Genomic DNA, 22,707 nt, shown 5'->3' on the forward strand with positions numbered 1-22,707 from the left:
GCGCGCTCCGAATCTGCTCGATTACGGTTCTGTCCGATAAACGCCCAGGCAGACGATATGCGTCATGGTCACGACAACCACACGCGGGTCGTGGCACCTCGGCCTCTCGCTATAGGCTGCGGTGCCGTGCGCACCATCGCAGTGATCGGCGGCGGGATCATCGGGCTCGCGGTCGCGCGCGAGCTGACGCGACGTGGCAACCAGGTCACGGTGCTGGAGAAGGAAGACCGGCTCGCCACGCACCAGACCGGCAACAACTCCAACGTCGCGCACGCCGGGTTGTACTACCCGCCTGGGTCGTTCAAGGCGCGGATGTCCGTCGCTGGAAATCAGTCGATCGTGCGATACGCCCGCGAGCGTGGGGTCGACGTCGACGTCTGCGGCAAGCTCGTTGTGGCGACCTCCGATGCCGAACTGCCCGCGCTGCACCGGCTCGCGGAACGGGCGAACGCCAACGGCGTGCCCGCGAAGCTGATCGACCCCGCTGAGGCGAGCGAGTACGAGCCCGAGGTTGCCTGCGTCAAGGCACTGCGGGTGGAGTCCACCGCCGTGATCGACTTCCCTGGCGTGTGCCACGCGCTCGCGGCCGACCTGGCGGAGTCCGGTGCGGACGTCCGACTCGGTACCCGGGTGCATGCGATCAGCAGGCGAGTATCTGGCGGCGTCGAACTGCACACGTCGTCCGGCCCGGTGAAGGCGGACGCATTGGTCAACTGCGCCGGGCTGCACGCGGACCGCATCGCCCGGCTCGCGGGGCTCACCCCGCGCACCCAGATCGTGCCGTTCAGGGGCGAGTACTACGAACTGCGGCCGGAGCGCAGGGACTTGGTGCGGGGGCTGATCTACCCGGTGCCCGATCCCGCGCTGCCATTTCTTGGCGTGCACCTGACCCGGATGCTGGACGGTTCGGTGCACGCCGGGCCGAACGCGGTGCTCGCGCTGCGTCGCGAGGGTTACCGCTGGAGCGACGTCAGCGTCCGGGACACCGCGGAAGCGCTGCGGTTTGGCGGGACGTGGCGACTGGCGTCGCGGTTCCGCGGCACCGCCGTCGAGGAGGTGCGGCGATCGCTGTCCCGGCGTCGGTTCGCGTCGAGCCTGGCGCGACTGGTGCCCGCGATCGGTCCGGACGACATCGTGCGGTGCGGGTCAGGGGTCAGGGCGCAGGCGCTACGTCCCGACGGCACGCTGGTCGAGGACTTCCTGATCGAGCGCGTGTCGTATCAGGTTCACGTCCTCAACGCACCATCCCCGGCAGCCACCTGCGCCCTGGAAATCGCGAGCCACATCGCCTCCACCCTGGACAGCTGAGCGCCCACCGCTACCCCGGCGAGTCGCACCGTATCCCGCGCGAGTCGCACCTTGCTGGCCACGAGTTGCACCTTATTCAGTGCGAGTCGCATGGTGCGGTGCCGTGCGTTCCGCGATCAGCCGAGCACCGCGACGAACGTGCCGGAAATGTGGATCGTGCCGAACGAGACGTGGAACTGACCGTGAGCGTTACCGCTGATGAACGACGAGCCGCTGAACGTCCCGGTCAAGGTGGTGCCGGACGTGCCTTCAGCTGACCTGTCCAGGCCCTTGAGCTTGAGCTTCATCGTGCCCTTGCCGTTGCCATGCAGCTTGACTTTGCCGGAGAACGGCCCGCTGAGCGCGCCGAGGTGGCTGTTGCCGTGGCAGTGGCCGGACAGCTTGTGGTGGTGAAGCTGGTAGTTGCACATCAGCTGCGTACCCGCAGTCGGCCCGGCGGTCGCGGCGCTCGCGGACGGAACCAGCCCCGCCAACACGAGGACAAGCGCACCGAGCAATGCGGTCAAAGCGCGGTTGACGTTTCGCATGGCTGCCTCCAGGCTTGTGAGCTGCGGAAATCGATTTATCGAATGCCGCAAGCGTAGGTCGCACAAGCCGTTCGGTTGCCTGAAAACCGCAAGATACACTCCGTAGAGTAAGACGACCACTCCTGTGTGTGACGGTCGTCCGCCGTAACAGGCGCCGAGATGCTGCGCGCTGGCCGCGCAACGTCATTGACCGCACGGAAGGAAACGGACTGTACGGACTCCTGGCGGGGCGCCGCCTTCAGCCCGCGACAGACTCGATCACCTCGCGGCCGCCAAGGAACGGGCGCATCGCCGCTGGCACCCGGACCGAGCCGTCGGCCTGCTGGTGGTTCTCCAGGAGCGCCACGATCCACCGCGTCGTGGCGAGCGTGCCGTTCAACGTCGCCGCGATCTGCGGCTTACCGTTCTCGTCGCGGTAGCGGATACCGAGCCTGCGGGCCTGGAACGTCGTGCAGTTCGACGTCGACGTCAGCTCGCGGTACGCCTGCTGCGTCGGGACCCACGCCTCGCAGTCGAACTTGCGCGCCGCCGACGTGCCGAGGTCGCCGCCCGCCGTGTCGATCACCCGGTACGGCACCTCGATCTTGGCCAGCATCTCCTCTTCCCAGCCAAGCAGCTTGGCGTGCTCAGCTTCGGCGTCCTCCGGGCGGCAGTAGGTGAACATCTCGACCTTGTCGAACTGGTGCACCCGGATGATGCCGCGCGTGTCCTTGCCGTACGAGCCAGCCTCACGACGGAAGCAGGACGACCAGCCCGCGTAGCGCCGGGGGCCGCCGGAGAGGTCCAGAATCTCGTCGGAGTGGTACCCGGCGAGCGACACCTCTGAGGTGCCGACCAGGTACAGGTCGTCCGCCTCAAGCCGATACACCTCGGCGGAATGCGAGCCGAGGAAGCCGGTGCCCTGCATGACTTCGGGGCGAACGAGCACCGGCGGGATCATCAGCTGGAAGCCGTTTTCCACCGCCTGCGCGGCAGCCATGTTCAGCAGCGCGAGCTGGAGCTGCGCGCCGATGCCGGTGAGGAAGTAGAACCTAGCGCCGGACACCTTCGCGCCGCGCTCCATGTCGAGCGCGCCGATGCGCTGGCCGATCTCCAGGTGATCGGCCGGCGTGAAGTCGAACTCGGCTGGCGTGCCGACGTGCTTGAGGATCTCGAAGTCCTCTTCGCCACCTGCTGGCGAGTCAGGGTGGACAATGTTGGGCACGCTCAGGTGCAGCTCCGAGAACTCCTCAGAGGCCTGGGCCTGCTCGGCCTCCGCCGCCTTGACCTCGGCGGCCAGTTCCTTGCCCCGCGCGAGCAATCGCTCACGCTCATCGCCCTGTGCCTTGCCGATCTGCTTGCCGAGCTGCTTCTGCTCAGCCCGCAGCGTGTCGGCGCGGGAGATGGCGGATCGCCTGCGCTGGTCCAGGTCGAGCAACTTGTCGACAACGCCCTCGTCCTCGCCACGGTTGCGCTGCGATGCGCGCACGAGGTCCGGGTCTTCGCGCAGGATCCTTGGGTCAATCATGGCTGTTCAGCCTAGAACCCCCGGTCATCGCCCGAGTGTGCGACCCCGGCAGGCGCCCCGCGACGATGCCGCGCCTGCCGGGGTTCCATCACTCAGCTCACCGCGGCGTGGCGCGGATGAACGACGCGATCTCCGTCGCGAGCTGGTCGCCCGCGTCTTCCTGCAGGAAATGGCCCGCCTCGGTGATGGTCGGGTGTTCCCTGCCAGCGGCACCTGCCATGGCGCGCTGCAGGATCGGCCCCATCGGCCCGGTGATCGGGTCGCTGTCGGAGAACGCGCACAGGAACGGCTTGTCCAGCTCGCTCAGCGTCTGCCACGCCGCCCGGTTGGCCTCGGTCGCCGGGTCGTCGGTACTGGTCGGCACCAGAGTCGGCATCGCCCGTGCCCCGGCCTTGTAGGACTCCTCAGGGAAAGGCGCGTCGTAGCCCGCGATGACATCGTCGGCTATGGACCGTTTGCACCCTGATGCGACGAACCGCCCGATGTCCAGCTTCTCTGCCTTCTCCACCGCCTCGCGGAACATCCACCACACATCGGGCATCGGGTGATCGCCGGTGGGCAGGCCAGTGTTGGCGGCGACGACGCGGGCGAACCGGTCGGGGTTCTCCGCGACCAGCCGCAGGCCGATCAGCCCTCCCCAGTCCTGACCGACGAGGGTGACATCGCGCAGGTCGAGAGTGTCGAACGCGAGCGAGCGCACCCACTCGACGTGCCGGGCGTAGCTGTGGTCACTGACCTCGGTCGGTTTGTCGGAGCGGCCGAAGCCGACTAGGTCGGGCGCGATCGCCCGCAGCCCGGCGTCGGCGAGCACCGGCATCATCTTCCGGTACAGGAACGACCAGGTCGGTTCACCGTGCAGCAGCAGAACGGGCTCCCCGTCAGCTGGCCCCGCCTCGACGTAGGCCATGCGGATCATCCGATCGCTCTCGGGATCGGCTACCTCTGCGTAGCGCGGTTCGTAGTCGAAGTCAGGCAGGCTGGTGAAGCACTCATCAGGTGTCCGAAGGATGCGCATGAATGCACCCTAATCCCTCACCGCGCGGGATCCAGACCTCTTCGCTTGGTTGGCCCGCGAGTGGAACCATTGGCGGCCAATCAGCCCGCGAGTGGTACCACTCGCGGGCAAGAGTCGGACTTCCAGCCAGAGGCAACTGCCACCTCAGGCATCATGAGACGTGATGTCGACAGCGATCAGCCGGTTTCTCGCCTTGGGCACGATCTCAGGCGCCCGCTACCTCATGGCGGGCGCTGTCCTTGGCGCGATCATCGCGTTGACGCTGAACATGGCGCTGTCCTCAGCCGAGCCGCGAACGCCGTCCCGGCCTGGACCTATGGGCGGCGGCATGCCCGCGACCAACGGCGAAACGACGTCGCCCTACGACGTCCCGGTCGGAACCTGTCTGAACTGGACCGAGTCCGACGGCAGCGACATGACCGCGGTGGATTGTGATGAAGCACACGTCTTCGAGGTCACCGAGATCATCCAGGTCGGCAACGACTTCCCACAGGACGCCGAACGCCCCAGCGTCGAGCGATGGCGCAAGATCGCGGGCAAACGGTGCAAAGACGGCGTGGAGGAATACCTCGACGACCCGCTCGACCCGGAGGGTAAGTACTCGATCACCGCGCTACTGCCCAACCAGCCTGAATGGGACAGCGGCGAACGAACGCTGCGCTGTGGCCTCTGGCGGATCGGACCGGGCGGATCACTGCAGGCCACGACCGGTTCGGCCAAGGACCAGAGCCAGTCGGACATCTGGGCCAAGGGGACGTGCCTCGGGTTGCAGGACAAATCGGTCGGCGATCCGGTCTCCTGCGACAAGCCGCACTCCTACGAGATGATCGCGATAATCAAACTGAGCAATCACTTCGACGGGGGCTACCCGCCGAAGAAAAAGCAGAACGCCTTCCTCGACAAGGTGTGCGCCAAACGCATCCAGGGCTACACCGGCGGCATCAACCTGGAAAAGAAGAATCTGATCGCCACATGGGACACCCGGAGCAAAGCGAGTTGGAAAGCCGGGTCGGTGTACGTCAACTGCAAGGTGGCCAGGCTGCTGAAGGACGAATCGGGACTGGCCCCGATCACCGGCAGCATCGCCAAGGAGCCACCGGAGGAGAAGAAGCCCGATTCGGACAGCGGTGGTGACGGCGATTCCGGTGGCGGCTCCGGCGACGACAAGGATGCCGATGGTTCCGACGGCGGTTCCGGGGATGGGGACAGCGACAGCGATGGCAGCGGGAATGGCTCCGGTGACACGAACGGCAGCGGCGATGGGGACACCGCTAATGGCGCTGACGAGAACGCACCCGACACTCCCGCAGGCAGCTGACGTCGGGGTGCCCGCATGACGGTGTCGATGACCGAGGAGCGGTTCGAGGAACTGGTCGCGGACGCGCTTGACGAGATCCCACCGGAGTTCGCCGCGGCGATGGACAACGTCGTCGTGCTCGTGGAGCCGCACAACGAGGAGGAGCCGGACATCCTCGGGCTGTACCACGGCGTCGCGCTGACGGAGCGCACCCACGATTACAGCGGCCAGCTACCCGACCGGATCTCGATCTACCGGGATCCCATCCTCGCGATGTGCGAGTCCGAGCAGCAGGTCATCGACGAGGTCGCGATCACCGTGGTGCACGAGATCGCGCACCATTTCGGCATCGACGACGAGCGATTGCACGAACTCGGCTGGGCGTGAGAACCCGGCGGGCGGCTGGCGTCGCCCGCGTCAGGCAGGCCCCGTGCCCTGCTCGATGGTCCGCACCCGCAGGTGGTGGCTGCGCAGGTCCTCGTTGGCGCAGCCGGTCCGCTCGTAGCGCACGAACTTCGAGTGCGTCTCCTGCGGTGGGTACACGCGCAGGCCGCGCACCTTCGTCGGCTGGCAGTCCTTCGGGTCGTAGTTGCCGACCTGGGTGAAACCCACCGCGGCGAAGGCGGTCTCACCAGCGGTGAGCGTCACCGCGGCACCCTTGCTGCCCTCGCGGTAAGCGGCGGCCCCGACCTGATGGCCGTCGTCACCAGCGACGTAGGACACGCCAGGGAAGCCCTGGATCTCGCATGGCCCGCCGCTGACGTTGGTGAAGCGCAGCGGACGCCATACTGTGCCGGCCGCACCGCTCGCCGGGCCAAGCGACAGCTCCAGGTCCCCCGACGTGCACAGCCCGGGATTCGCCTGCGGCTTTGAGTCGCCCTCCCCCGCGTCCTCCCCTGCGCCGTTCGGGGTCGACGCGGTTGTACTCGGTTCCGGCGACGCCGTGGCCGGACTGGGCGATGTCGTCGCGGAGGTCGTCTCCTGCCCACCGACGGATGGCTGTTCGGCATCCCCACATCCCGCGAGCAACGCGGCCATGATCACGACCGCGCACGTACCGAACGGACCGGAGCGTCGTGCCGGTCGGTGAGCCATTCTCAGTCCTCCCCTAAACGGGTTACCGCATGCCGTCCTAGGGACGCCTCACGCTCAGTGGAGGTTGCGTGCGATGCCGGGACCGATCACATGTCAACGCCCGCCCAAGAGTGGCAGTGCCAGCCACCACCGTCCATCGCCTCGAGGACGATGCTGCCGGTGTTCGGGATCAGCCCCGCATCGGCGAGGTTAGGCGGGACGTTGTCCGCGAGCAGTTCGGCGCACAGCCGCATGGCAGCGCCGTGGCTGACGACGACCACGGTGCCGTCAGGGTGCTCCTGCTCGTGCTTCGAGCGGATCTGCGCGATCGCGCCACGGAACCGTTCCGCGACATCGTGCCCGCTCTCCCCGCCCGGCATCGCCAGATCGAGCTGGCCGCGCGTCCAGGGGTGGAAGACCTCCGCGAACGCGGTGAGGGCTTCGGTGTCCCCACGATCCTCCAGATCACCGACGAAGATCTCCTGCAGCCCGTCGACCACCCGGACGTCGAGGCCGTGGCGGGCGGCGAGCGGCGCAGCCGTCTGCTGCGCGCGGACCGCGACCGAGGCGTACACCCCGACGATCCTGGCATCGACGAGTTGGTCGGCCAGGGCGTCGGCCTGTTGCCTACCGAGTTCGGTCAGTGGCGGACCCGGCATCCTCGTGTTGAGCGTCCGCAACACGTTCGACGTGCTCTGCGCGTGCCTGACCAGCTGTAGCTTCACTAAGACGTCCCATACCCTCGCACCTGTCCCCGACCGATTACCACTGTGCCGTAACTCGGCCCCTCGGGGCAGCGACGATCCTCGGGCGATATCGCCCTGTCAGGCGAGATCGCCCTGTCAGGCCGTATCACCCTTGCGGACCGACTCGACCCAGTCCGCCGCGTTGACGAAGTCCTCATTGCCAGCGGTGGGCTGAATGCTTGGCCTCACCCCGTCCGCGCGCGGGTGCGAGCCGAGGAACCGCACCTGGCAGCGCCTGCGCAGCGCGGCGAGGGCGTCTCCGATACGCGGCTCAGCGACATGGCCCTCGAAGTCGATGAAGAACCGGTACTCGCCGAAGCCAACCTTGCACGGCCGCGCGTCGAGCCGGGTGAGGTTGATGCCACGGAACGCCAGCTCGGTCAGCAGCTCGGACAGCGCGCCGGTGCGGTTGGCTGTCGCCGCGACGACCGACGTCCGGTCGGAGCCGGTCGGCGCTGGCAGCTCGCCGGGGCGCCGCAGCAGCAGGAACCGCGTGCGGGCGTCCGGGATGTCGGCGACCTCGGTGGCGATCGTGCGCAGCCGATAGTGCTCGACGGCGACCGGGGCGACCACCGCGGCGTCGTACTCGCCGTCGGCGACAGCGACAGCGGCCGCCGCCGTTGACGCGGCGGCGACGTGGCGAGCGCCAGGCAGGTTCTGCGCGAGCCACCGCCGCACCTGTGCCAGCGCGTGCGGGTGGCTGGCGACCGTGCGGACGTCGTCAGCGTCGATGTCCGGCTTGGCGAGCACGCTGAAGTGGATGGGCAGCAGTGCCTCCGCGACGGCGACAAGCGGCTCGTCCTCGGCGAGACCGTCCAGCGTAGCGGTCACCGGCCCCTCGACCGAGTTCTCTACCGGCACGCACGCAGCGTCGGTCTCGCCCTTGCGGACAGCGGAGATCGCGAGGCCGATGGACTCGTACGGCACGAGTTCGCCCTCGACGAGCGCGCGAGCGGCCTGCTCGGTGAAGGTTCCTTGCGGGCCGAAATAGGCAATCCGGGTCACGTGCAAAGGTTACGCAGCGGAAGCCGAGAACGCTAAGGCCGGATGGCCATCAGGCAGACCCCGGGTGGAGTAGCCGCGCTAGCGCCGGTTACGTGGGGTACCTCACCCGGTTGCCAGATCAACGAGGGGCATGTCACCGGTTACACCCTGTGCAAATTTTTGTCACACTAGACCTGTGACCACCGAATCGGGGACAACCCACAGTGGTACGGAGGACCGGGTACACCGGATGTGCCCGGAGTTGGTGTTGTGCGCTCTTGATGCGGCCATGACCGAAGCCTGGCAGTCCGTCGCGACAACGGAGCGTTCCCGGGTACGCGTGCACAAGGGTTCGGTACTCGACGTCGCCGCGCACGCCGTCGTCAGCCCCGCCAACTCGCAAGGCTGGATGCGCGGCGGCATCGACGCGATCTATTCGCGCGCGTTTCCCGGCGTTGAGCAGCACGTTCGCAGCGCCGTGCTGACGTATCACGGCGGCGAGCTACCGGTCGGCCAGGCCGTCGTCGTGCCGACGGGCGAGCCACAGCCCGCGTGGCTGATCAGCGCGCCGACGATGCGCAACCCCGGCGAGTGGCTGCCGGCCGACACAGTGCACCCCTATCTCGCCGCCCGGGCGGTGTTCGAGTTCTGGCGCGGTGGCGAAGTGGAACACGGCGTCAGCGCGCGTGGTGCCATCGACGTCATCGCGATGCCAGGCCTCGGCACCGGCGTCGGCGGTGTCGAACCGGCCAACTGCGCACGTCAGGTGGCGGCGGCCTGGGACGAGGTCTTCGGCTGAATACCGCCTACCAGACGTTGCGATACCCGGTGACCAGCTTGCGGATCACGACGAATCCGGCGGACACTCACGTGTGAGTATCTTGTGAGTTCGGTGCCGTTGGTCACAGCGCCTATGCGCCAGGGCAGCTTGCTGTTTTCATCGAGTCCCATCGCAGTGTTGATCGGTGAGGCCAAGGGAGGCTTCGATGGCGAGGGTGCGCGAGCTGACCCCGTACGTCGAGCTTGACCGAAACCAGTGGCGGGAGCTTCGCCGGTCGACCCCGCTGCCGCTGACGGCGGCGGAACTGGTCCGGTTACGCGGACTCGGCGAGCAAGTCGATCTCGCCGAGGTCGCCGACGTCTACCTTCCGCTGTCCCGCCTGATCAACCTGCAGGTCGCCGCGCGGCAGCAGCTCTACGAAGTCACCACGACCTTCCTCGGCGAGGACACCCAGGGCACCAAGGTCCCGTTCGTGATCGGCATCGCGGGCAGCGTCGCGGTCGGCAAATCGACCACCGCCCGCATCCTGCGGACGCTGCTCGCCCGCTGGCCAGACCACCCGCGCGTCGACCTGGTGACCACCGACGGCTTCCTGTACCCACGGGCAGAGCTGATGCGGCGCGGGATCATGCACCGCAAGGGCTTCCCGGAAAGCTACGACCGCAGGGCGCTGCTGCGGTTCGTCACCGAGGTCAAATCCGGTGCGGACGAGGTCAGCGCGCCGGTGTACTCGCACAAGCTCTACGACCGGCTCGCAGGCGAGGAGCAGGTGGTGCGGCGGCCGGACATCCTGATCGTCGAGGGCCTGAACGTGCTGCAGCCGCACCCCAGGCTCGCGGTGTCCGACCTGTTCGACTTCTCGATCTACGTCGATGCGCACACCGACGACATCAAGCAGTGGTACATCGACCGCTTCCTGACGCTGCGCGATACCGCGTTCGCCGACCCAGATTCGCACTTCCACCACTTCGCTGGCCTCGACGACGAGGAAGCCCGCGCCGAGGCGGAACACCTGTGGTCGACGATCAACGAGCCGAACCTGATCGAGAACATCCTGCCGACTCGCCCACGCGCGACGCTGGTGCTGCGCAAGGACACCGATCACTCGATCAATCGGGTGCGGCTGCGGAAGCTGTAGCACGTTGCGGCCGAGGCGTGCCACGCGTGAGACTCTGCCGTAATGCGGCGGGTTCTCCTCGTGATTGTGGTGCTGATGGGCGTCTTCGGTGTGATCGTCGGTGGTATGTACGCCCTGCAGCGCAGCCTGATCTACCAGCCGTCGCCCGGGCCGCTGCCGAGCGCGTCCGACGTGCTGCCCGGCGGGCAGGACGTCACGCTACGCACCAGCGACGGGCTCCCGCTGTCGGCGTGGTTCTTCCCCGCGAACGGCGCCCCTGACGACGCCGAGACAGCGCCGGTGGTGCTGGTCGCGCAGGGCAACGGCGGCAACCGGGGCGGACGCGTCGACCTGGCCCGCGCGGTGACGCGGCACGGCATCTCGGTCCTGCTGTTCGACTACCGGGGCTACGGCGGCAACCCAGGCGACCCCACCGAGGACGGCCTCGCCCGCGACGCAAGGGCCGCCCACGACTACCTGGTCTCCGAACGCGGCGTGCCGCGCGAGCGGCTGTACTACTTCGGCGAGAGCCTTGGCTGCGGTGTCCTCAGCGAACTGGCGACCGAGCACCCGCCCGCAGGGATGCTGCTGCGCTCGCCGTTCACCGATCTCGCCGCGGTCGCCTCCGAGCACTACCCGTGGCTGCCCGTGCGACTGCTGCTCAAGGACCGCTACCCCGTCGCCGACAACGTGGCCGCGCTCCACGACGTCCCGGTGGTCGTCGTCTACGGCACGGCTGACTCGATCGTGCCGGCCGCGCTGAGCGAGCAGGTGGCCGAGGCGGCGGACGCACGCCGGGTCGTGGTCGAGGACGCCAACCACAACGACCGGGTGCTGTTCGACGGGCCCGAGGTGGTCGGCGCACTAGTGGAGCTTGTCGCGTCGACTGCCGATTAAAGCGCCGCCCTGGTCCAGCCGAGGGAACACGGTAGTTCGAATGGGGGAACTTAGTCCCTGATTTCCAGTCCTTTGGCCTATACCGGAGGCAAGGTGTGTGGCCTGACTCTTGAGGCTGCACCCGGTCGTGCACATGCTGATAGGTGCACGACCACCTATCCCCGATCCTGGAGGAAGCCGATGTTCAGCGCCATCCTGACCTGGGCAGGCGCCATGCTCGGCATCGCCATCCTGCTCGCCATGGCTTTCGGTCCTGTCGTCGCCGACTTCGACCTAGCCAAGTTCAAGCGCCACTTCCGGCGTCGCACCCACCGCGAGAGCCACTCCGAGGTCGGCTGACCAGCGCCAGCGAGCATCGCCGTAACCTGCTGGTCCCCGATACGCGCCTGTGAGATCGCGCGCATCGGGCATTTACTGCCGCGCTCGCACGTTGGAATGGGTGAAGCACCCTTTCGCTGAAAGGCGGACAACCTATGACAACCGCATTCGCACAGAACCAGCCGAGGAACCTGCCCTCGCTGCCGAGCGGCTGGCCCATCGGCTCGTATGAGACGTATGCGGAAGCCCAGCGTGCCGTTGACCACCTCGCCGACGAGGACTTCCCCGTCGCGGACGTCACCATCGTCGGCGTCGAGCCGATGCTGGTCGAGCGCATCGCGGCACGCCTCACCTGGAGCAAGGTGCTGACGCGCGGTGCGCTCTCCGGCGCATGGTTCGGGCTGTTCGTCGGGTTGTTGCTGAGCCTGTTCTCTCCCGGTGCTGGCCTCACCCCCATCGTGATCGGTCTTGTCGCCGGTATGGGCTTCGCGATGGTGTTCGCCGCCTTCGGCTACGGCTCGCAGCGCGGTCAGCGGGACTTCACCTCGACGAGCCAGCTCGTCGCGCAGCGCTACGACGTGCTGTGCCAGCCGCGCAACGCCGAACGCGGAAGGGACATGCTCGCCAACCTCGCGGCGCGCAACCCGTCGAACTGGTAACAGAACTGGTAACTCCTTCGCATCCGGTGTTCCTGGCCCGTCGGGGAAAGCCAGGAACACCGGATGCGCTCAGCCTGGCACTTCGGGACGTCCAGCACACCCCGGAAACTACGACTCTCCCTACGTATGGACCACTCGTGAGCCGCTGACCCCCAGATTGCCCGCGAGTGGAAGCGCTCGCGGATCAATTCGGCCGACCCGCCCGGCGATCCGCCCTGATGTCGGGGCCGCTTCCTACGCTGATGCCACGCAAGCGCGACCGGCGCCCGGGTGCCCCCGCACCGTCACGCACCTCCGCCGACCCTGCGTCGAACTTCCGCTGAACTTGCCGGAGCGTCGGCCCGCTTGATGTCAGGCAAGCCCGTGACCTGGTGCTTTACTGGCGCGTGCAATAGATCGTCATCACCTGATCAGCGTGGATCAGCGGGCCAAGGGGGCACATGACAACGGTTCGGCACTGGACCGGCAAGGAAGTCCGTGCGCTACGTACGGCCAAGCGGATGAGCGTCCGGGAGTTCGCGGCGCACCTCGGCGTCAGCGCCCGTATCGTCTCCCGCTGGGAGGCGGCAGGGGAACGCATCCACCCACGCCCGGTCAACCAGGCCGCGCTCGACACGTCGCTCGCGCGGTCCAACGCCGACGTCCGCGCTCGGTTTTCGCTGCTGGTCGCGACGTCGACCGGACTGGAGGACAGCGAAGCACCAGGCGGGCGGGTGTTCCGCCACCCCGCTGACGGCAAGCGAATGTTGCTCATACCAGCGGGCACCTTCCTGTCAGGGCCAGACAACCAGCCGATGTGGCTGCCGGGGTTCTACATCGACGCGCACCCGACAACCAACGTCGAGTACGCCCGGTTCGTCGAGGTGACCGGGCACCGACCGCCGCTGCACTGGGACGACGGTCCCGACGCGCGCGCCACGCACCCCGTCGTGTCGGTGAACTGGCACGACGCGCAGGCATACGCGATCTGGGCAGGCAAGGCGTTGCCAACCGCCGCGCAGTGGGAGAAGGCGGCACGCGGTGCCTACGGCGACGTCTACCCGTGGGGCGGGCACACGGGCGCGCGGTACTGCAACACGCGGGATTCCGGCGTGGGCACCACGACGCCCGTTGACGCCTACCCCGCGGGGACCAGCCCGTTCGGCGTGCTCGACTTGTGCGGCAACGTCTGGGAGTGGTCGACGACGGTCGGCTCGCCAGGCAGCTACCTGCGTAAGGGCGGGTCGTTCGCGCACCCGATCAGCGACTGCGCACCGTTCCGCGCCAGCGAGGCCGCCGCCGACGTCATCGCCGACGACACCGGGTTCCGGTGTGTTGTGGGGTGAAGCGCGCCGCACCACGCTCACAGGTCCCCGAACGACCCGTGCCGCCCGGCACCCGCCGCGAACCGTCCCGCGCCCTCGACCGCTTCCGAGAGCACGCCGACGCCGTGCCGCAACTCGTTGCGAATCGCGTCGTCCTCGGACATCCCCTGCTGCTCGAGCAGCGACGTCCGGTCGCTGCGCAGGCACGCCTGCGGGAAGGACGCGATTTCGGCGGCGAGCCGTTCGGCAGCCGCGCGCGACTCGCCCGGCTCGACCACGCGATCGGCCAGCCCCATCGCCTGTGCCTCAGCCGCGTCCACGGGGCGTCCGGTGAGCACCATGTCCAGCGCGCGGCCACGCCCGATCAGCCGGGGCAGCCGCACGGTGCCGCCGTCGATCAGCGGCACACCCCAGCGGCGGCAGAACACCCCGAACACGGCGTCCGACTCCACCACCCGCAGGTCGCACCAGATCGCCAGTTCCAGCCCGCCCGCGACGGCGTGTCCTGATACCGCCGCGATCACCGGCTTGCTGAGCCGCATCCTCGTCGGCCCCATCGGACCGTCGCCGTCCTCGGTGACGGAGTTGCCCCGCTCACTGCCGATCGCCTTGAGGTCAGCTCCGGCGCAGAACGTGCCGCCCTCACCCCACAACACCGCGACCCGCGCCTCGTCGTCGGCGTCGAACGACCGGAACGCATCGGCGAGCGCCGCGGACGTCGGCCCGTCGACGGCGTTGCGCGCCTCCGGCCGCGACAGCACCACCGTCGTCACCGGCCCGCTGCGCTCACTGCGCACCGCTGGTTGCTCTGTCACCGCTTCACTCCTCCCGTCACCGGAAACACCGCTGACCACTGTGCCATCAGTCTTGCATGAAGCAGTGAATCTGTGCTTCACTTCTTGCATGGCCTACCGGCGCACCCCAGCGGTCCAAGCCAGATTGGACGCCCAGCGGCAAGCCATTCTGGATGGCGCCATCGCCGTGCTCAGCAAGGACGGCTATGCGGGCTGTTCGATGTCCGCCGTCGCGGCGCAAGCAGGCGTCGCGACCGGCACCCTCTACCGGCACTTCCCCAGCAAGTCCGCGTTGGCCGTCGAACTGTTCCGCACCGTCGTGAGCCGGGAGGTCGCCGCCGTCGAGGAGGCGGCCAACCGCGACGGCGACCTGACCGAGCGCATCGTCGCGGTGATGGAGACCTTCGCGCGCCGCGCGCTCAAAGCGCCCCGGCTGGCGTACGCGCTACTCGCCGAGCCGGTCGACCCTGCCGTCGACGCCGAACGACTGGTTTTCCGCAAACGCTTCCGCGACATCTTCGCCGAGCGCATCGCCGAGGGTGTCGCCGCTGGCGTGCTGCCACCGCAGGACGCCCAGGTCACCGCCGCCGCGTTAGTCGGAGCAGGCGGCGAGGCACTGATCGGGCCGCTCGTGGACGGGGCGGCCGAACCCGACGTCATCCCGGCATTCGTCACCTTCACTATCCGGGCACTAGGAGCAGCTGATGCCACCCACGCATGAGGTCACCAACCAGGCACGCCCCCTGTACGGCTTCGATGCCGCCGCCTACCCAGCGATGTGGGATGGCCTGCGCACCGTCGAGGTCGACTGGGCCACCGACGAGCTGCACCAGCTCGGCAGGCTCGCGGGCAGCGAGCAGGCGCAGGAGTGGGGCCGCCTCGCCGAGCAGCACCCGCCGGTGCTGCGTACGCACGACCGCTTCGGCCACCGCATCGACGAGGTCGAGTTCCACCCGCACTGGCACGATTTGATGACCGTCGCCGTCGAGAACGGCCTGCACGCCGCGCCATGGGCGGACCTGCGCCCCGGCGCGCACGCCGTGCGCGCCGCGAAGAACTTCGTCTGGACACTCACCGACCCTGGCCACGTCTGCCCGATCTCGATGACCTACGCGGCAGTGCCCGCATTGCGCGAGCAGCCGGACCTGGCGAGGGTGTATGAGCCGCTGCTGGCGTCCCAGGTCTACGACTTCGGACTCCGCGAGCCGACCAGCAAGCGCGGGCTCATCGCAGGCATGTCGATGACTGAGAAGCAGGGCGGCTCCGACGTCCGCGCCAACACCACCACCGCGCGCCCGAACCCGGACGGCAGCTACCGCATCATCGGGCACAAGTGGTTCACATCGGCGCCGATGTCAGACGTCTTCCTCACGCTGGCGCAAGCGCCCGGCGGGCTCTCCTGCTTCCTGCTGCTGCGCGTGCTGCCTGACGGCACCCGCAACGCGATCCACCTGCAGCGACTCAAGGACAAGCTGGGCAACCGCTCGAACGCGTCGTCCGAGATCGAGTACGACGGCGCACTCGGCTGGCTCGTCGGCGAGGAAGGCAAAGGCGTCAACACGATCATCCAGATGGTCAACCTGACCCGGCTGGACTGCACCCTCGGCAGCGCGGCTGGCATGCGTGTCGGAGCGCTCCAGGCGATCCACCACGCCCAGCACCGCAGCGCGTTCGGCGCGCGACTGATCGAGCAGCCGCTCATGACGAACGTCCTCGCGGACCTCGCCATCGAGGCGGAGGCGGCCACCGTGTCCGCGATGCGACTGGCTGGCGCGGTCGACAAGTCACTCGCTGGCGACGAGCACGAGTCACTGCTGCGCCGCATCGGGCTCGCTGTGATGAAGTACTGGGTGTGCAAGCGGGCGCCCGCGCACGCGGCCGAGGCGCTGGAATGCCTCGGCGGCAACGGCTACGTCGAGGAGTCCGGCATGCCCCGGCTGTTCCGCGAATCGCCCCTGATGTCCATTTGGGAGGGTTCCGGCAACGTCGCCGCGCTGGACGCATTGCGTGCCATGGCGAAGCAGCCGTCCTCGGTGGAGGCATACTTCGCCGAGCTCGACACGGTGTCCGGTGTGGACAGCCGGCTGGACGACGCGGTCGCTCGGCTGCGCAAGGAGTTGAGCAACGTCGACGATATCCAGTATCGGGCGCGGCAGGTCGTCGAGACGATGGCGATGGCGCTGCAGGGCGCGTGGCTGCACAAGCACGGCAACCCAGCCGCGGCGGACGCGTTCTGCGCGTCCCGGCTTGGCGGCGACTGGGGCGTCGCGTTCGGCACCCTGCCGACCGGGGTGGACACCGCGACGCTGATCAACCGCGGAGGTCCCATCGGTGCCTGACACGCTGCGCACCGAAACCGAGGCCGGAGTGCGCTCGATCGTGCTCGCTCGGCCCGAGGCGTACAACACCATCACGCCGCGGCTACGCGACGAGCTGGCGCGGGCCATCGACGACGCGGATGCCGACCCGGACGTGCGAGTGATCCTGCTGCGTGCCGACGGTCCCGCGTTCTGCGCCGGATATGGGCTCGACTGGTCCACCGAAATGCAAGCCGAGGAGTCCACATCGGACCGCGTGTGGGACTCGGCGATGGACATGCGGGTGATGTCGACGTTCGTGGACACGTACATGAAGCTCTGGTACGCCACGAAGCCGACGATCGCCGCGGTGCACGGCTGGTGCATCGCGGGCGGCACCGACATGGTGCTGTGCGCGGACATGGTGATCGCGGGCGAGGGCGCGTCGTTTGGTTACCCACCCTCGCGTGTGTGGGGGGCGCCGACCACGGCCATGTGGGTGTACCGACTCGGCTTCGAGCGCGCGAAGCGTTACCTGCTGACCGGCGACGAGATCCCCGCGCGGGAAGCCGCCGACGTTGGGCTGATCTTGGAGTGCGTGCCGGACGACGACCTGCTCGACCGCGCGACGGCGTTGGCCCGGCGGATGGCGCGGGTGCCGGTGAACCAGCTGCAGATGTTGAAACTGCTGTGCAACCAGACGGCGGAGAACATGGGGCTGTCGTCCAGCCGCACGCTCGGCACGCTGTTCGACGGCATCGCACGGCACACCCAGGAAGGCAGGGACTTCGTCACGCGGGCTACCGAAGCAGGCTTCCGGCAGGCCGTCCGGGAGCGCGACGACCCGTTCGGTGATTACGGCTCACGAAGGAGGACGGATGGTTAACACCCGGGCGCGGCTGCGCACGGCGGTCACGGTGGCACGGGCGCTGGTGTCATCGCTCACCACCAAGCGGCAGGCATCACCGCGCGGGGAACACACCGTGCCCGCCTCGATCGCCGCCTACGACCACACTCTCACCGCTGGCATCGAGATCGCGGCCCCGCCCGCCGAGGTGTTCGCACTGGCCACGGACTTCGCCAGGTACGACGAGTGGCTGACAGTGCACGGCGGCTGGCGCGACGGCGCGCCGGGACGTCCTGAACTGTCGGCGTCGTTCGTGCAGAAGACCAAGATCATGGGCATGCCGATCGACGTCAGGTGGACCATCACCGGCCTGACCGACACATCGATCGAGCTGACCGGCACCGGCCCGATGGGCGCGCTGGTTGGGCTCAGCTACGCGGTGGAGCGGTCCGCGCAGGGCAGCACGGTGTGGGTCGACTGTGGTCTCGGCGGCGACCCGCTCAAAGGCCCGATGGGGACGTCGGCCGCACGCAGCTTCTCAGCTGAACTGGACACCTCGCTGCGCCAGCTCGCAGGACTACTCGGCGGGGCGAAAGCGTCCGCTGCAGACAGCGGGCCCGCCGAGGTCGAGCCACTGTCAGTGCTGCGACCCGAGGGCGGCGAGCCGGTGCGGCACCACTCCGGTGCGCTGCTCGACCCGCGCACACCGGTGATCGTCGGCGTTGGGCAGGTCGTGCACCGGCCGTCCGCGGAAGGCGAGCTGCCCGACCCCGCGACGCTCGCGGAGCGGGCGCTGCGCAAGGCCGCCGAGGACAGCGGCGCGGGCGAACGGCTGCTGGCGCAGGCGGACTCAGTGCGGTCGGTGTCGAGCGCGTCCTGGGCCTACAACGACCAAGCCCGCCTCGTCGCCGACGCCGTTGGCGCGTCACCACGGGAGACAGTGGCGTCGGCGCGGTTCGGCGGGGACGGCGCGCAGCGGCTGGTCAACGACAGCGCGCAGAGCATCGCGGACGGCCTCGCGGACATCGTGTTGATCTCTGGCGCGGAGTCCGGTGCGTCCATTGTGGAGGCACAACGCCAGGGAGCGTCGCCGGACTGGCCAGAGCAGCCCAACGACGTCGCACCCCGCCGGGTGATCGGCACCGAGCGGGAAGCGAACAACGATGCCGAGACGGCCGCGGGCCTGATGGCGCCGATCTACGTCTACGCACTGCTGGAGAACGCGGTGCGGGCGCGGTTCGGCGTAGCGCCAGACGCCCACCTGCGTGAGATCGCCGCGCTGTGGTCGCGGTTCTCCACGGTGGCGGCGCGGAACCCGTACGCATGGCAGCCACAGTCGTTCACCGCGGACGAGCTGATGTCCACATCGAACACCAATCGTCCGGTGTCGTCGCCATATCCGAAACTGCTGACGGCGAACTTGCAGGTCGATCTGGCCAGCGGCGTCATCATGTGCAGCGCGGCAGCCGCACAGGAGGCCGGGATCCCATCCGAGCACTGGGTGTTCCCCCACGCGGGCGCGCACGCCGCGGACGAGTGGTTCGTCTCGGAACGCGCCGAGCTGGCGGCGTCCCCTGCGATCAACGCCATCGGCCGGGCCGCACTAGACCACGCTGGACTGTCCATTGCAGACATACAGCACATCGACCTGTACTCCTGCTTCCCGTCAGCGGTGCAGATCGCGGCGCGGGAGCTGGGCCTGTGCCCCGCCGACGAGGACCGGCCGCTGACCGTGACCGGCGGGCTGACGTTCGCTGGCGGGCCGGGCAACAACTACACCGGCCACTCGCTGGCGACCATGGTCGGGATCCTGCGAGAGAACCCGGACGACTACGGCCTGACCACCGGACTCGGCTGGTACGTCACTAAGCACGCCATCGGGATCTACTCCGCCCAGCCGCCGAAGCAGGCGTTCCGGCAGATCGATGCCGAGCCGCTGGTGGAGCGCCCGCAGCCGAGACCGGTCGCGTCGCAGTACACCGGGCCTGCCGTCGTCGAGTCGTACACCGTTCCGTACACCAGGGACGGTGAGCCGGAGGCCGTGATCATCAGCGCGCTCACTCGCGACGGCAGCCGCGTGCTGATGCGCAGCAAGGACCCCGAGGTCGTCGACGTCATGGCGGAGGCAGACCCGCTCGGCTGGACGATCGAGATCGATGGCGCCGATACCTGTCGCGTCGTCGATCGGATGCCCGCACCGCTGCCGCAGCCGCCACCGCCGCCGGTGCAGGTCGAGCGGGCTGACGGCGTCCACGTGATCACGCTGAACCGGCCGAGGGCACGCAATGCCATCAACCTGGCCACGGCGAAGGCGCTGGAGCGGGCTCTCGACGCGTTCGAGGCGGACGACGATGCGCGCGTCGCCGTGCTGACCGGGGCGGGCGGCACGTTCTGCTCCGGCATGGACCTCAAGGCAGCGGCGAAGGGCGAGTACCCGCTGACCGAGGGCAGGGGCCCGCTCGGCATGACGCAGCGACCGCCGAGCAAGCCGGTGATCGCGGCCGTCGAGGGCTACGCGCACGCGGGCGGGTTCGAGCTGGCGCTGGCATCCGACCTGATCGTGGCGGCGGAGGACGCGGAGTTCGGCATCCCAGAGCCGAAGCGCGGGCTAGTCGCGGCGGCCGGTGGGTTGTTGCGGCTGTCCGAACGGCTGCCGCGCAACTCGGCGTTGGAGCTGGCGCTGACGGCGAACCCGCTGCCCGCGCGGCGGTTGTACGAGCTTGGGCTGGTGAACCGGCTGGTCAAGCGTGGGAACGCGAAGGACGCCGCGCTGGAACTCGCCGCGACGATCGCGGCCAACGCGCCGTTGGCCGTCGAGGCGAGCAAGCGGATCATCGACGAGCGGCCCGAGTGGAGCGGTGCCGACGCGTGGGACAAGCAGACCGACGTCGCGTCGGTGGCGCTGTTCTCCGAGGACGCGACCGAGGGCGTCCGGGCGTTCGCGGAAGGCCGCGACCCGGTCTGGCGCGGGCGGTAGCGGCGCTGCGCGGCGCCCGCTACCGGGCGCCCGCGGCCGTGATCTTGAGGCGTTGTGGTTGCTATATAGCGACCACAACGTCTACACGTCACGGGGACACTGCCCACTCACCGCCTGCGCGGCTGCTCGCTCACGCCGACGTGGTCCGCCGCCCAGGTGTTGAAGTCCCGCACCTCGCGCCACGCCTGCCGGACACGGTCCAGGCAGGCGGGCTCGTGCAGCGTGTCGTCCGGTTCCCACCGCTTCACCGCGTACAACGACTTGTGCCGGAGCAGGTCGATGCGCGGATGGTCGTCCGAGTAGCCGCGCGGCTTCGTCTTGAGCTGTTCGCCCTTGATCTCCCAGCCAGCCTCGCACAGCGTGGCGACGATCCGCTCCAGCTCGGGTCCGTGCAGGTCGGTGTCGATGGCCTGTCGGAACCGCGCGATCTGGTCGGACTGCAGGTGGAAGCACCCGCCGCCGACCAGCATCCCGTCGGCGGACACCTCGACGTAGTACGCGCCGCCGCCCCTGCCCGCCTCAATCACCGCGCCGCAGTGCGTCTTGTACGGGCTCTTGTCCCTGGCGAACCGCACGTCACGGTTGGGGCGGAACACCTTTCCCGTGCCGAAGTCGGGTGCGAACTCCACTTCAAGCTCGGCGAGCAGTGCCTCCATCGGCGCCCGGATGTCGCGCCGGTAGATGGCAACGTTGTCTTCCCAGTACGCCTTCGAATTGTCCGCGAGCAGGCCGTCGTAGAAGTCGACGACGGCTTCGCCGAAACCGGTGAATGCCACGACGTAACGATAGGCGGTCGGCGTCGACGTCACACACCGATCGTGTGGTCACTTGCCGAGGTGACGTTCCTACCGTTCGGGACATAACGAACGCTACGGTGCGCTACCGTGCACCCTGGCGGGTGATCAAGTCTATGGAGTGGGGGACTCTGGTGTCGGTTCCGACGCGACTGTCGTTGCCCGCGGTGGACATCCTCTTCGAGGATCTCGGCCTCGGTCAGCCACCGCAGCCGTTCGAAGTACCCGTTGTGGGTGACACCATCGACGAACGCGCCCGGCTCCGCGAGGCCACCCACGGCATGTTGGAGCAGCAGGGGCTGATGCGCGCCGGACGGGTCTACCCAGCGCTGGAACATCACCTCGTGCTGCTCTCGCAGGCACCGTTCGCGCTCGTTCTCACGGGTGATGCCAACGGCACGGTATTGCTGGCGCGCGGGGTGTCCGACGGCCGTGACGCGGTAGTCGGCAGACAGGACGGTAACTACATCGTCATGACACCGGTGCGCGCCACCGCCGTCATTCCGGCGACGCTGGACGTGCTGCCGAGGATTCCCGCTGGGCGCGGCACATCGGCCACGATGCCGATGCCGGGCCAGCAACGTCACCGTTCGGATGACGACGAGAACTACAACCCACTCGCGGCCGCCCGGGACAACCCCGCCGCGACAGGACGTCACGAGCGCACCATCGCTCGCGTGTTTGAGCAAGACAAACTCGGCCTCGGGTCGCTGACAGCTTCCATCCGCTCCGGTAACCAACCCAGGTGGCAGCGGCTGTGCCAGCTGACCTGGTGGGATTTCGACCAAGAACGCGGTGCTGGCCCTGGCCGCTGGTTCACGTCGACGACTGGCGACCCACCGCAGTTGAGCCTCCACCCTGGCGACAGTCAGCGGCTGACACATTTCGTACAGCAGCTCGTGGGCCCGCACCTGCCATGGAACTAGCGGGAACCCACAACGGCGATCAATCGTCAGAACCACCGTGAGCAGGACACCAGACTGTTAAGGTCGATCTGCAGGGCTGGGGCCAAGAAGGGGGCTATCGTGGCGCTACTACGCGACCCAAACCTTGGGGGAAGTTCAACCGACAGCGGCTCACTCGCGGCGTCATTCGGCAACGAGAAACAGCAGTCCGAAGCCATCAAGAGCGCCAAGGCGTTCAGCGCCGCAGCGAAGTCAGGCAAGTTCCGCATCGATCCAGAAGTCGCAAAGGCGGCGATCAAGGAGATCGCACGGGCGGAAGAAGCAATGCGGCAGATCAGACATGACGTAGGAATCGTGACACAAAGCCCGAAAATCGGCAGCAGTCCTTACGCAGAGCGAGCAGTTGGCTGGTATGAGGACGGTGGACAGTCGTGCCGTAAGGCCGTGTTGAATTTCGAGAAGGTACTCAGCTACACGCGCGAAGGTTACGAATACGCCGTTGAGTCTTATGAACGTATTGACGCCGACCGCGCCCAAACATTCGACCGAGGATTGTGAA

General features: G+C 68.2%; 23 protein-coding genes. 15 read left to right on the forward strand and 8 right to left on the reverse strand.

Annotated features, from left to right (window positions below; genetic code table 11):
* Positions 1–57 precede the first annotated feature (57 nt).
* Positions 58–1,308 (forward strand): L-2-hydroxyglutarate oxidase, encoded by a 1,251-nt coding sequence (gene lhgO / locus AMYHA_RS02030; RefSeq protein ID WP_157361728.1) that lies wholly within the window; start codon positions 58–60, stop codon positions 1,306–1,308.
* Between the two features lie 116 nt (positions 1,309–1,424).
* On the opposite strand, the gene AMYHA_RS02035 is transcribed toward lhgO, so the two are convergent.
* The 3 genes from AMYHA_RS02035 to AMYHA_RS02045 form a co-directional block, all read right to left on the reverse strand.
* A complete protein-coding gene (locus AMYHA_RS02035; RefSeq protein ID WP_034267388.1) occupies positions 1,425–1,835 on the reverse strand; it encodes a hypothetical protein in 411 nt (136 codons plus the stop codon).
* A 238-nt stretch (positions 1,836–2,073) separates the two neighbouring features.
* Positions 2,074–3,342: a serine--tRNA ligase gene (gene serS, locus AMYHA_RS02040; protein ID WP_034267391.1), complete on the reverse strand. Its 1,269-nt coding sequence runs from the start codon at positions 3,340–3,342 to the stop codon at positions 2,074–2,076.
* 97 nt (positions 3,343–3,439) lie between these two features.
* Positions 3,440–4,357, reverse strand: a complete 918-nt coding sequence (locus AMYHA_RS02045) for a haloalkane dehalogenase (RefSeq protein ID WP_034267394.1) — start codon at positions 4,355–4,357, stop codon at positions 3,440–3,442.
* Positions 4,358–4,520: 163 nt separating this feature from the next.
* Between AMYHA_RS02045 and AMYHA_RS02050 the strand changes: the two genes are divergently transcribed.
* Both AMYHA_RS02050 and AMYHA_RS02055 read left to right on the forward strand, forming a co-directional pair.
* Complete coding sequence (locus AMYHA_RS02050) at positions 4,521–5,675, forward strand: septum formation family protein (protein ID WP_051399438.1); 1,155 nt, start codon at positions 4,521–4,523, stop codon at positions 5,673–5,675.
* Between the two features lie 15 nt (positions 5,676–5,690).
* Entirely contained in the window at positions 5,691–6,041 is a 351-nt protein-coding gene (locus AMYHA_RS02055; protein ID WP_034267397.1) for a metallopeptidase family protein, read from the forward strand.
* Positions 6,042–6,071: 30 nt separating this feature from the next.
* On the opposite strand, the gene AMYHA_RS02060 is transcribed toward AMYHA_RS02055, so the two are convergent.
* From AMYHA_RS02060 to pheA, 3 genes are all read right to left on the reverse strand, one after another.
* On the reverse strand, positions 6,072–6,749 hold the full coding sequence (locus AMYHA_RS02060; RefSeq protein ID WP_051399439.1) for a DUF4232 domain-containing protein: 678 nt from the start codon (positions 6,747–6,749) through the stop codon (positions 6,072–6,074).
* A gap of 86 nt (positions 6,750–6,835) precedes the next feature.
* A complete protein-coding gene (locus tag AMYHA_RS02065) occupies positions 6,836–7,453 on the reverse strand; it encodes a histidine phosphatase family protein (RefSeq protein WP_034267401.1) in 618 nt (205 codons plus the stop codon).
* Between the two features lie 117 nt (positions 7,454–7,570).
* Complete coding sequence (pheA, locus tag AMYHA_RS02070) at positions 7,571–8,479, reverse strand: prephenate dehydratase (RefSeq protein WP_034267404.1); 909 nt, start codon at positions 8,477–8,479, stop codon at positions 7,571–7,573.
* Between the two features lie 175 nt (positions 8,480–8,654).
* On the opposite strand from pheA, the gene AMYHA_RS02075 reads away from it, so the two are divergent.
* The 6 genes from AMYHA_RS02075 to AMYHA_RS02095 all read left to right on the forward strand — a co-directional run bounded on the left by AMYHA_RS02075 (position 8,655) and on the right by AMYHA_RS02095 (position 13,555).
* Positions 8,655–9,257: a macro domain-containing protein gene (locus AMYHA_RS02075; protein WP_034267407.1), complete on the forward strand. Its 603-nt coding sequence runs from the start codon at positions 8,655–8,657 to the stop codon at positions 9,255–9,257.
* A 187-nt stretch (positions 9,258–9,444) separates the two neighbouring features.
* Positions 9,445–10,377 carry a type I pantothenate kinase gene (gene coaA, locus AMYHA_RS02080; RefSeq protein ID WP_034267410.1) on the forward strand — a complete coding sequence of 311 codons (933 nt, stop codon included), beginning with the start codon at positions 9,445–9,447 and terminating at the stop codon, positions 10,375–10,377.
* A 42-nt stretch (positions 10,378–10,419) separates the two neighbouring features.
* Positions 10,420–11,253, forward strand: a complete 834-nt coding sequence (locus tag AMYHA_RS02085) for an alpha/beta hydrolase (protein ID WP_034267413.1) — start codon at positions 10,420–10,422, stop codon at positions 11,251–11,253.
* Positions 11,254–11,433: 180 nt separating this feature from the next.
* Positions 11,434–11,592, forward strand: coding sequence for a hypothetical protein (locus AMYHA_RS27325; protein WP_169732885.1), 159 nt, complete (start codon positions 11,434–11,436; stop codon positions 11,590–11,592).
* 134 nt (positions 11,593–11,726) lie between these two features.
* Entirely contained in the window at positions 11,727–12,230 is a 504-nt protein-coding gene (locus AMYHA_RS02090) for a general stress protein (RefSeq protein ID WP_034267416.1), read from the forward strand.
* A gap of 440 nt (positions 12,231–12,670) precedes the next feature.
* Positions 12,671–13,555 carry an SUMF1/EgtB/PvdO family nonheme iron enzyme gene (locus AMYHA_RS02095; RefSeq protein WP_051399440.1) on the forward strand — a complete coding sequence of 295 codons (885 nt, stop codon included), beginning with the start codon at positions 12,671–12,673 and terminating at the stop codon, positions 13,553–13,555.
* A gap of 17 nt (positions 13,556–13,572) precedes the next feature.
* Here AMYHA_RS02095 and AMYHA_RS02100 read toward each other — a convergent pair whose 3' ends face one another.
* The gene (locus AMYHA_RS02100) at positions 13,573–14,349 is read right to left on the reverse strand and encodes a crotonase/enoyl-CoA hydratase family protein (protein ID WP_051399441.1); all 777 of its coding nucleotides are present in this window, start codon (positions 14,347–14,349) and stop codon (positions 13,573–13,575) included.
* A gap of 88 nt (positions 14,350–14,437) precedes the next feature.
* Here AMYHA_RS02100 and AMYHA_RS02105 point away from each other — a divergent pair, with 88 nt between their 5' ends.
* Genes AMYHA_RS02105 through AMYHA_RS02120 form a run of 4 tightly spaced genes read left to right on the forward strand, consistent with a single transcriptional unit; the run spans position 14,438 to position 20,449 of the window.
* Positions 14,438–15,049 carry a TetR/AcrR family transcriptional regulator gene (locus AMYHA_RS02105; RefSeq protein WP_034267421.1) on the forward strand — a complete coding sequence of 204 codons (612 nt, stop codon included), beginning with the start codon at positions 14,438–14,440 and terminating at the stop codon, positions 15,047–15,049.
* Positions 15,033–16,667, forward strand: coding sequence for an acyl-CoA dehydrogenase family protein (locus tag AMYHA_RS02110; RefSeq protein WP_034267425.1), 1,635 nt, complete (start codon positions 15,033–15,035; stop codon positions 16,665–16,667). The genes AMYHA_RS02105 and AMYHA_RS02110 overlap by 17 nt, the downstream gene beginning before the upstream one ends.
* Positions 16,660–17,511: a crotonase/enoyl-CoA hydratase family protein gene (locus tag AMYHA_RS02115; protein WP_034267428.1), complete on the forward strand. Its 852-nt coding sequence runs from the start codon at positions 16,660–16,662 to the stop codon at positions 17,509–17,511. Before AMYHA_RS02110 ends, AMYHA_RS02115 begins: the two co-directional genes overlap by 8 nt.
* Positions 17,504–20,449, forward strand: coding sequence for a type II toxin-antitoxin system Rv0910 family toxin (locus AMYHA_RS02120; RefSeq protein ID WP_084036717.1), 2,946 nt, complete (start codon positions 17,504–17,506; stop codon positions 20,447–20,449). Before AMYHA_RS02115 ends, AMYHA_RS02120 begins: the two co-directional genes overlap by 8 nt.
* A gap of 107 nt (positions 20,450–20,556) precedes the next feature.
* Here AMYHA_RS02120 and AMYHA_RS02125 read toward each other — a convergent pair whose 3' ends face one another.
* Positions 20,557–21,225 carry a DUF2461 domain-containing protein gene (locus AMYHA_RS02125; RefSeq protein ID WP_034275438.1) on the reverse strand — a complete coding sequence of 223 codons (669 nt, stop codon included), beginning with the start codon at positions 21,223–21,225 and terminating at the stop codon, positions 20,557–20,559.
* Positions 21,226–21,377: 152 nt separating this feature from the next.
* Here AMYHA_RS02125 and AMYHA_RS02130 point away from each other — a divergent pair, with 152 nt between their 5' ends.
* The gene (locus AMYHA_RS02130; RefSeq protein WP_051399442.1) at positions 21,378–22,169 is read left to right on the forward strand and encodes an ESX secretion-associated protein EspG; all 792 of its coding nucleotides are present in this window, start codon (positions 21,378–21,380) and stop codon (positions 22,167–22,169) included.
* Between the two features lie 99 nt (positions 22,170–22,268).
* Complete coding sequence (locus AMYHA_RS02135) at positions 22,269–22,706, forward strand: hypothetical protein (RefSeq protein ID WP_034267431.1); 438 nt, start codon at positions 22,269–22,271, stop codon at positions 22,704–22,706.
* Position 22,707: the final 1 nt, after the last annotated feature.

Origin of the sequence: Haloechinothrix halophila YIM 93223, assembly GCF_000504245.1 — a bacterium.
Taxonomy (GTDB): Bacteria; Actinomycetota; Actinomycetes; order Mycobacteriales; family Pseudonocardiaceae; genus Haloechinothrix_A; species Haloechinothrix_A halophila.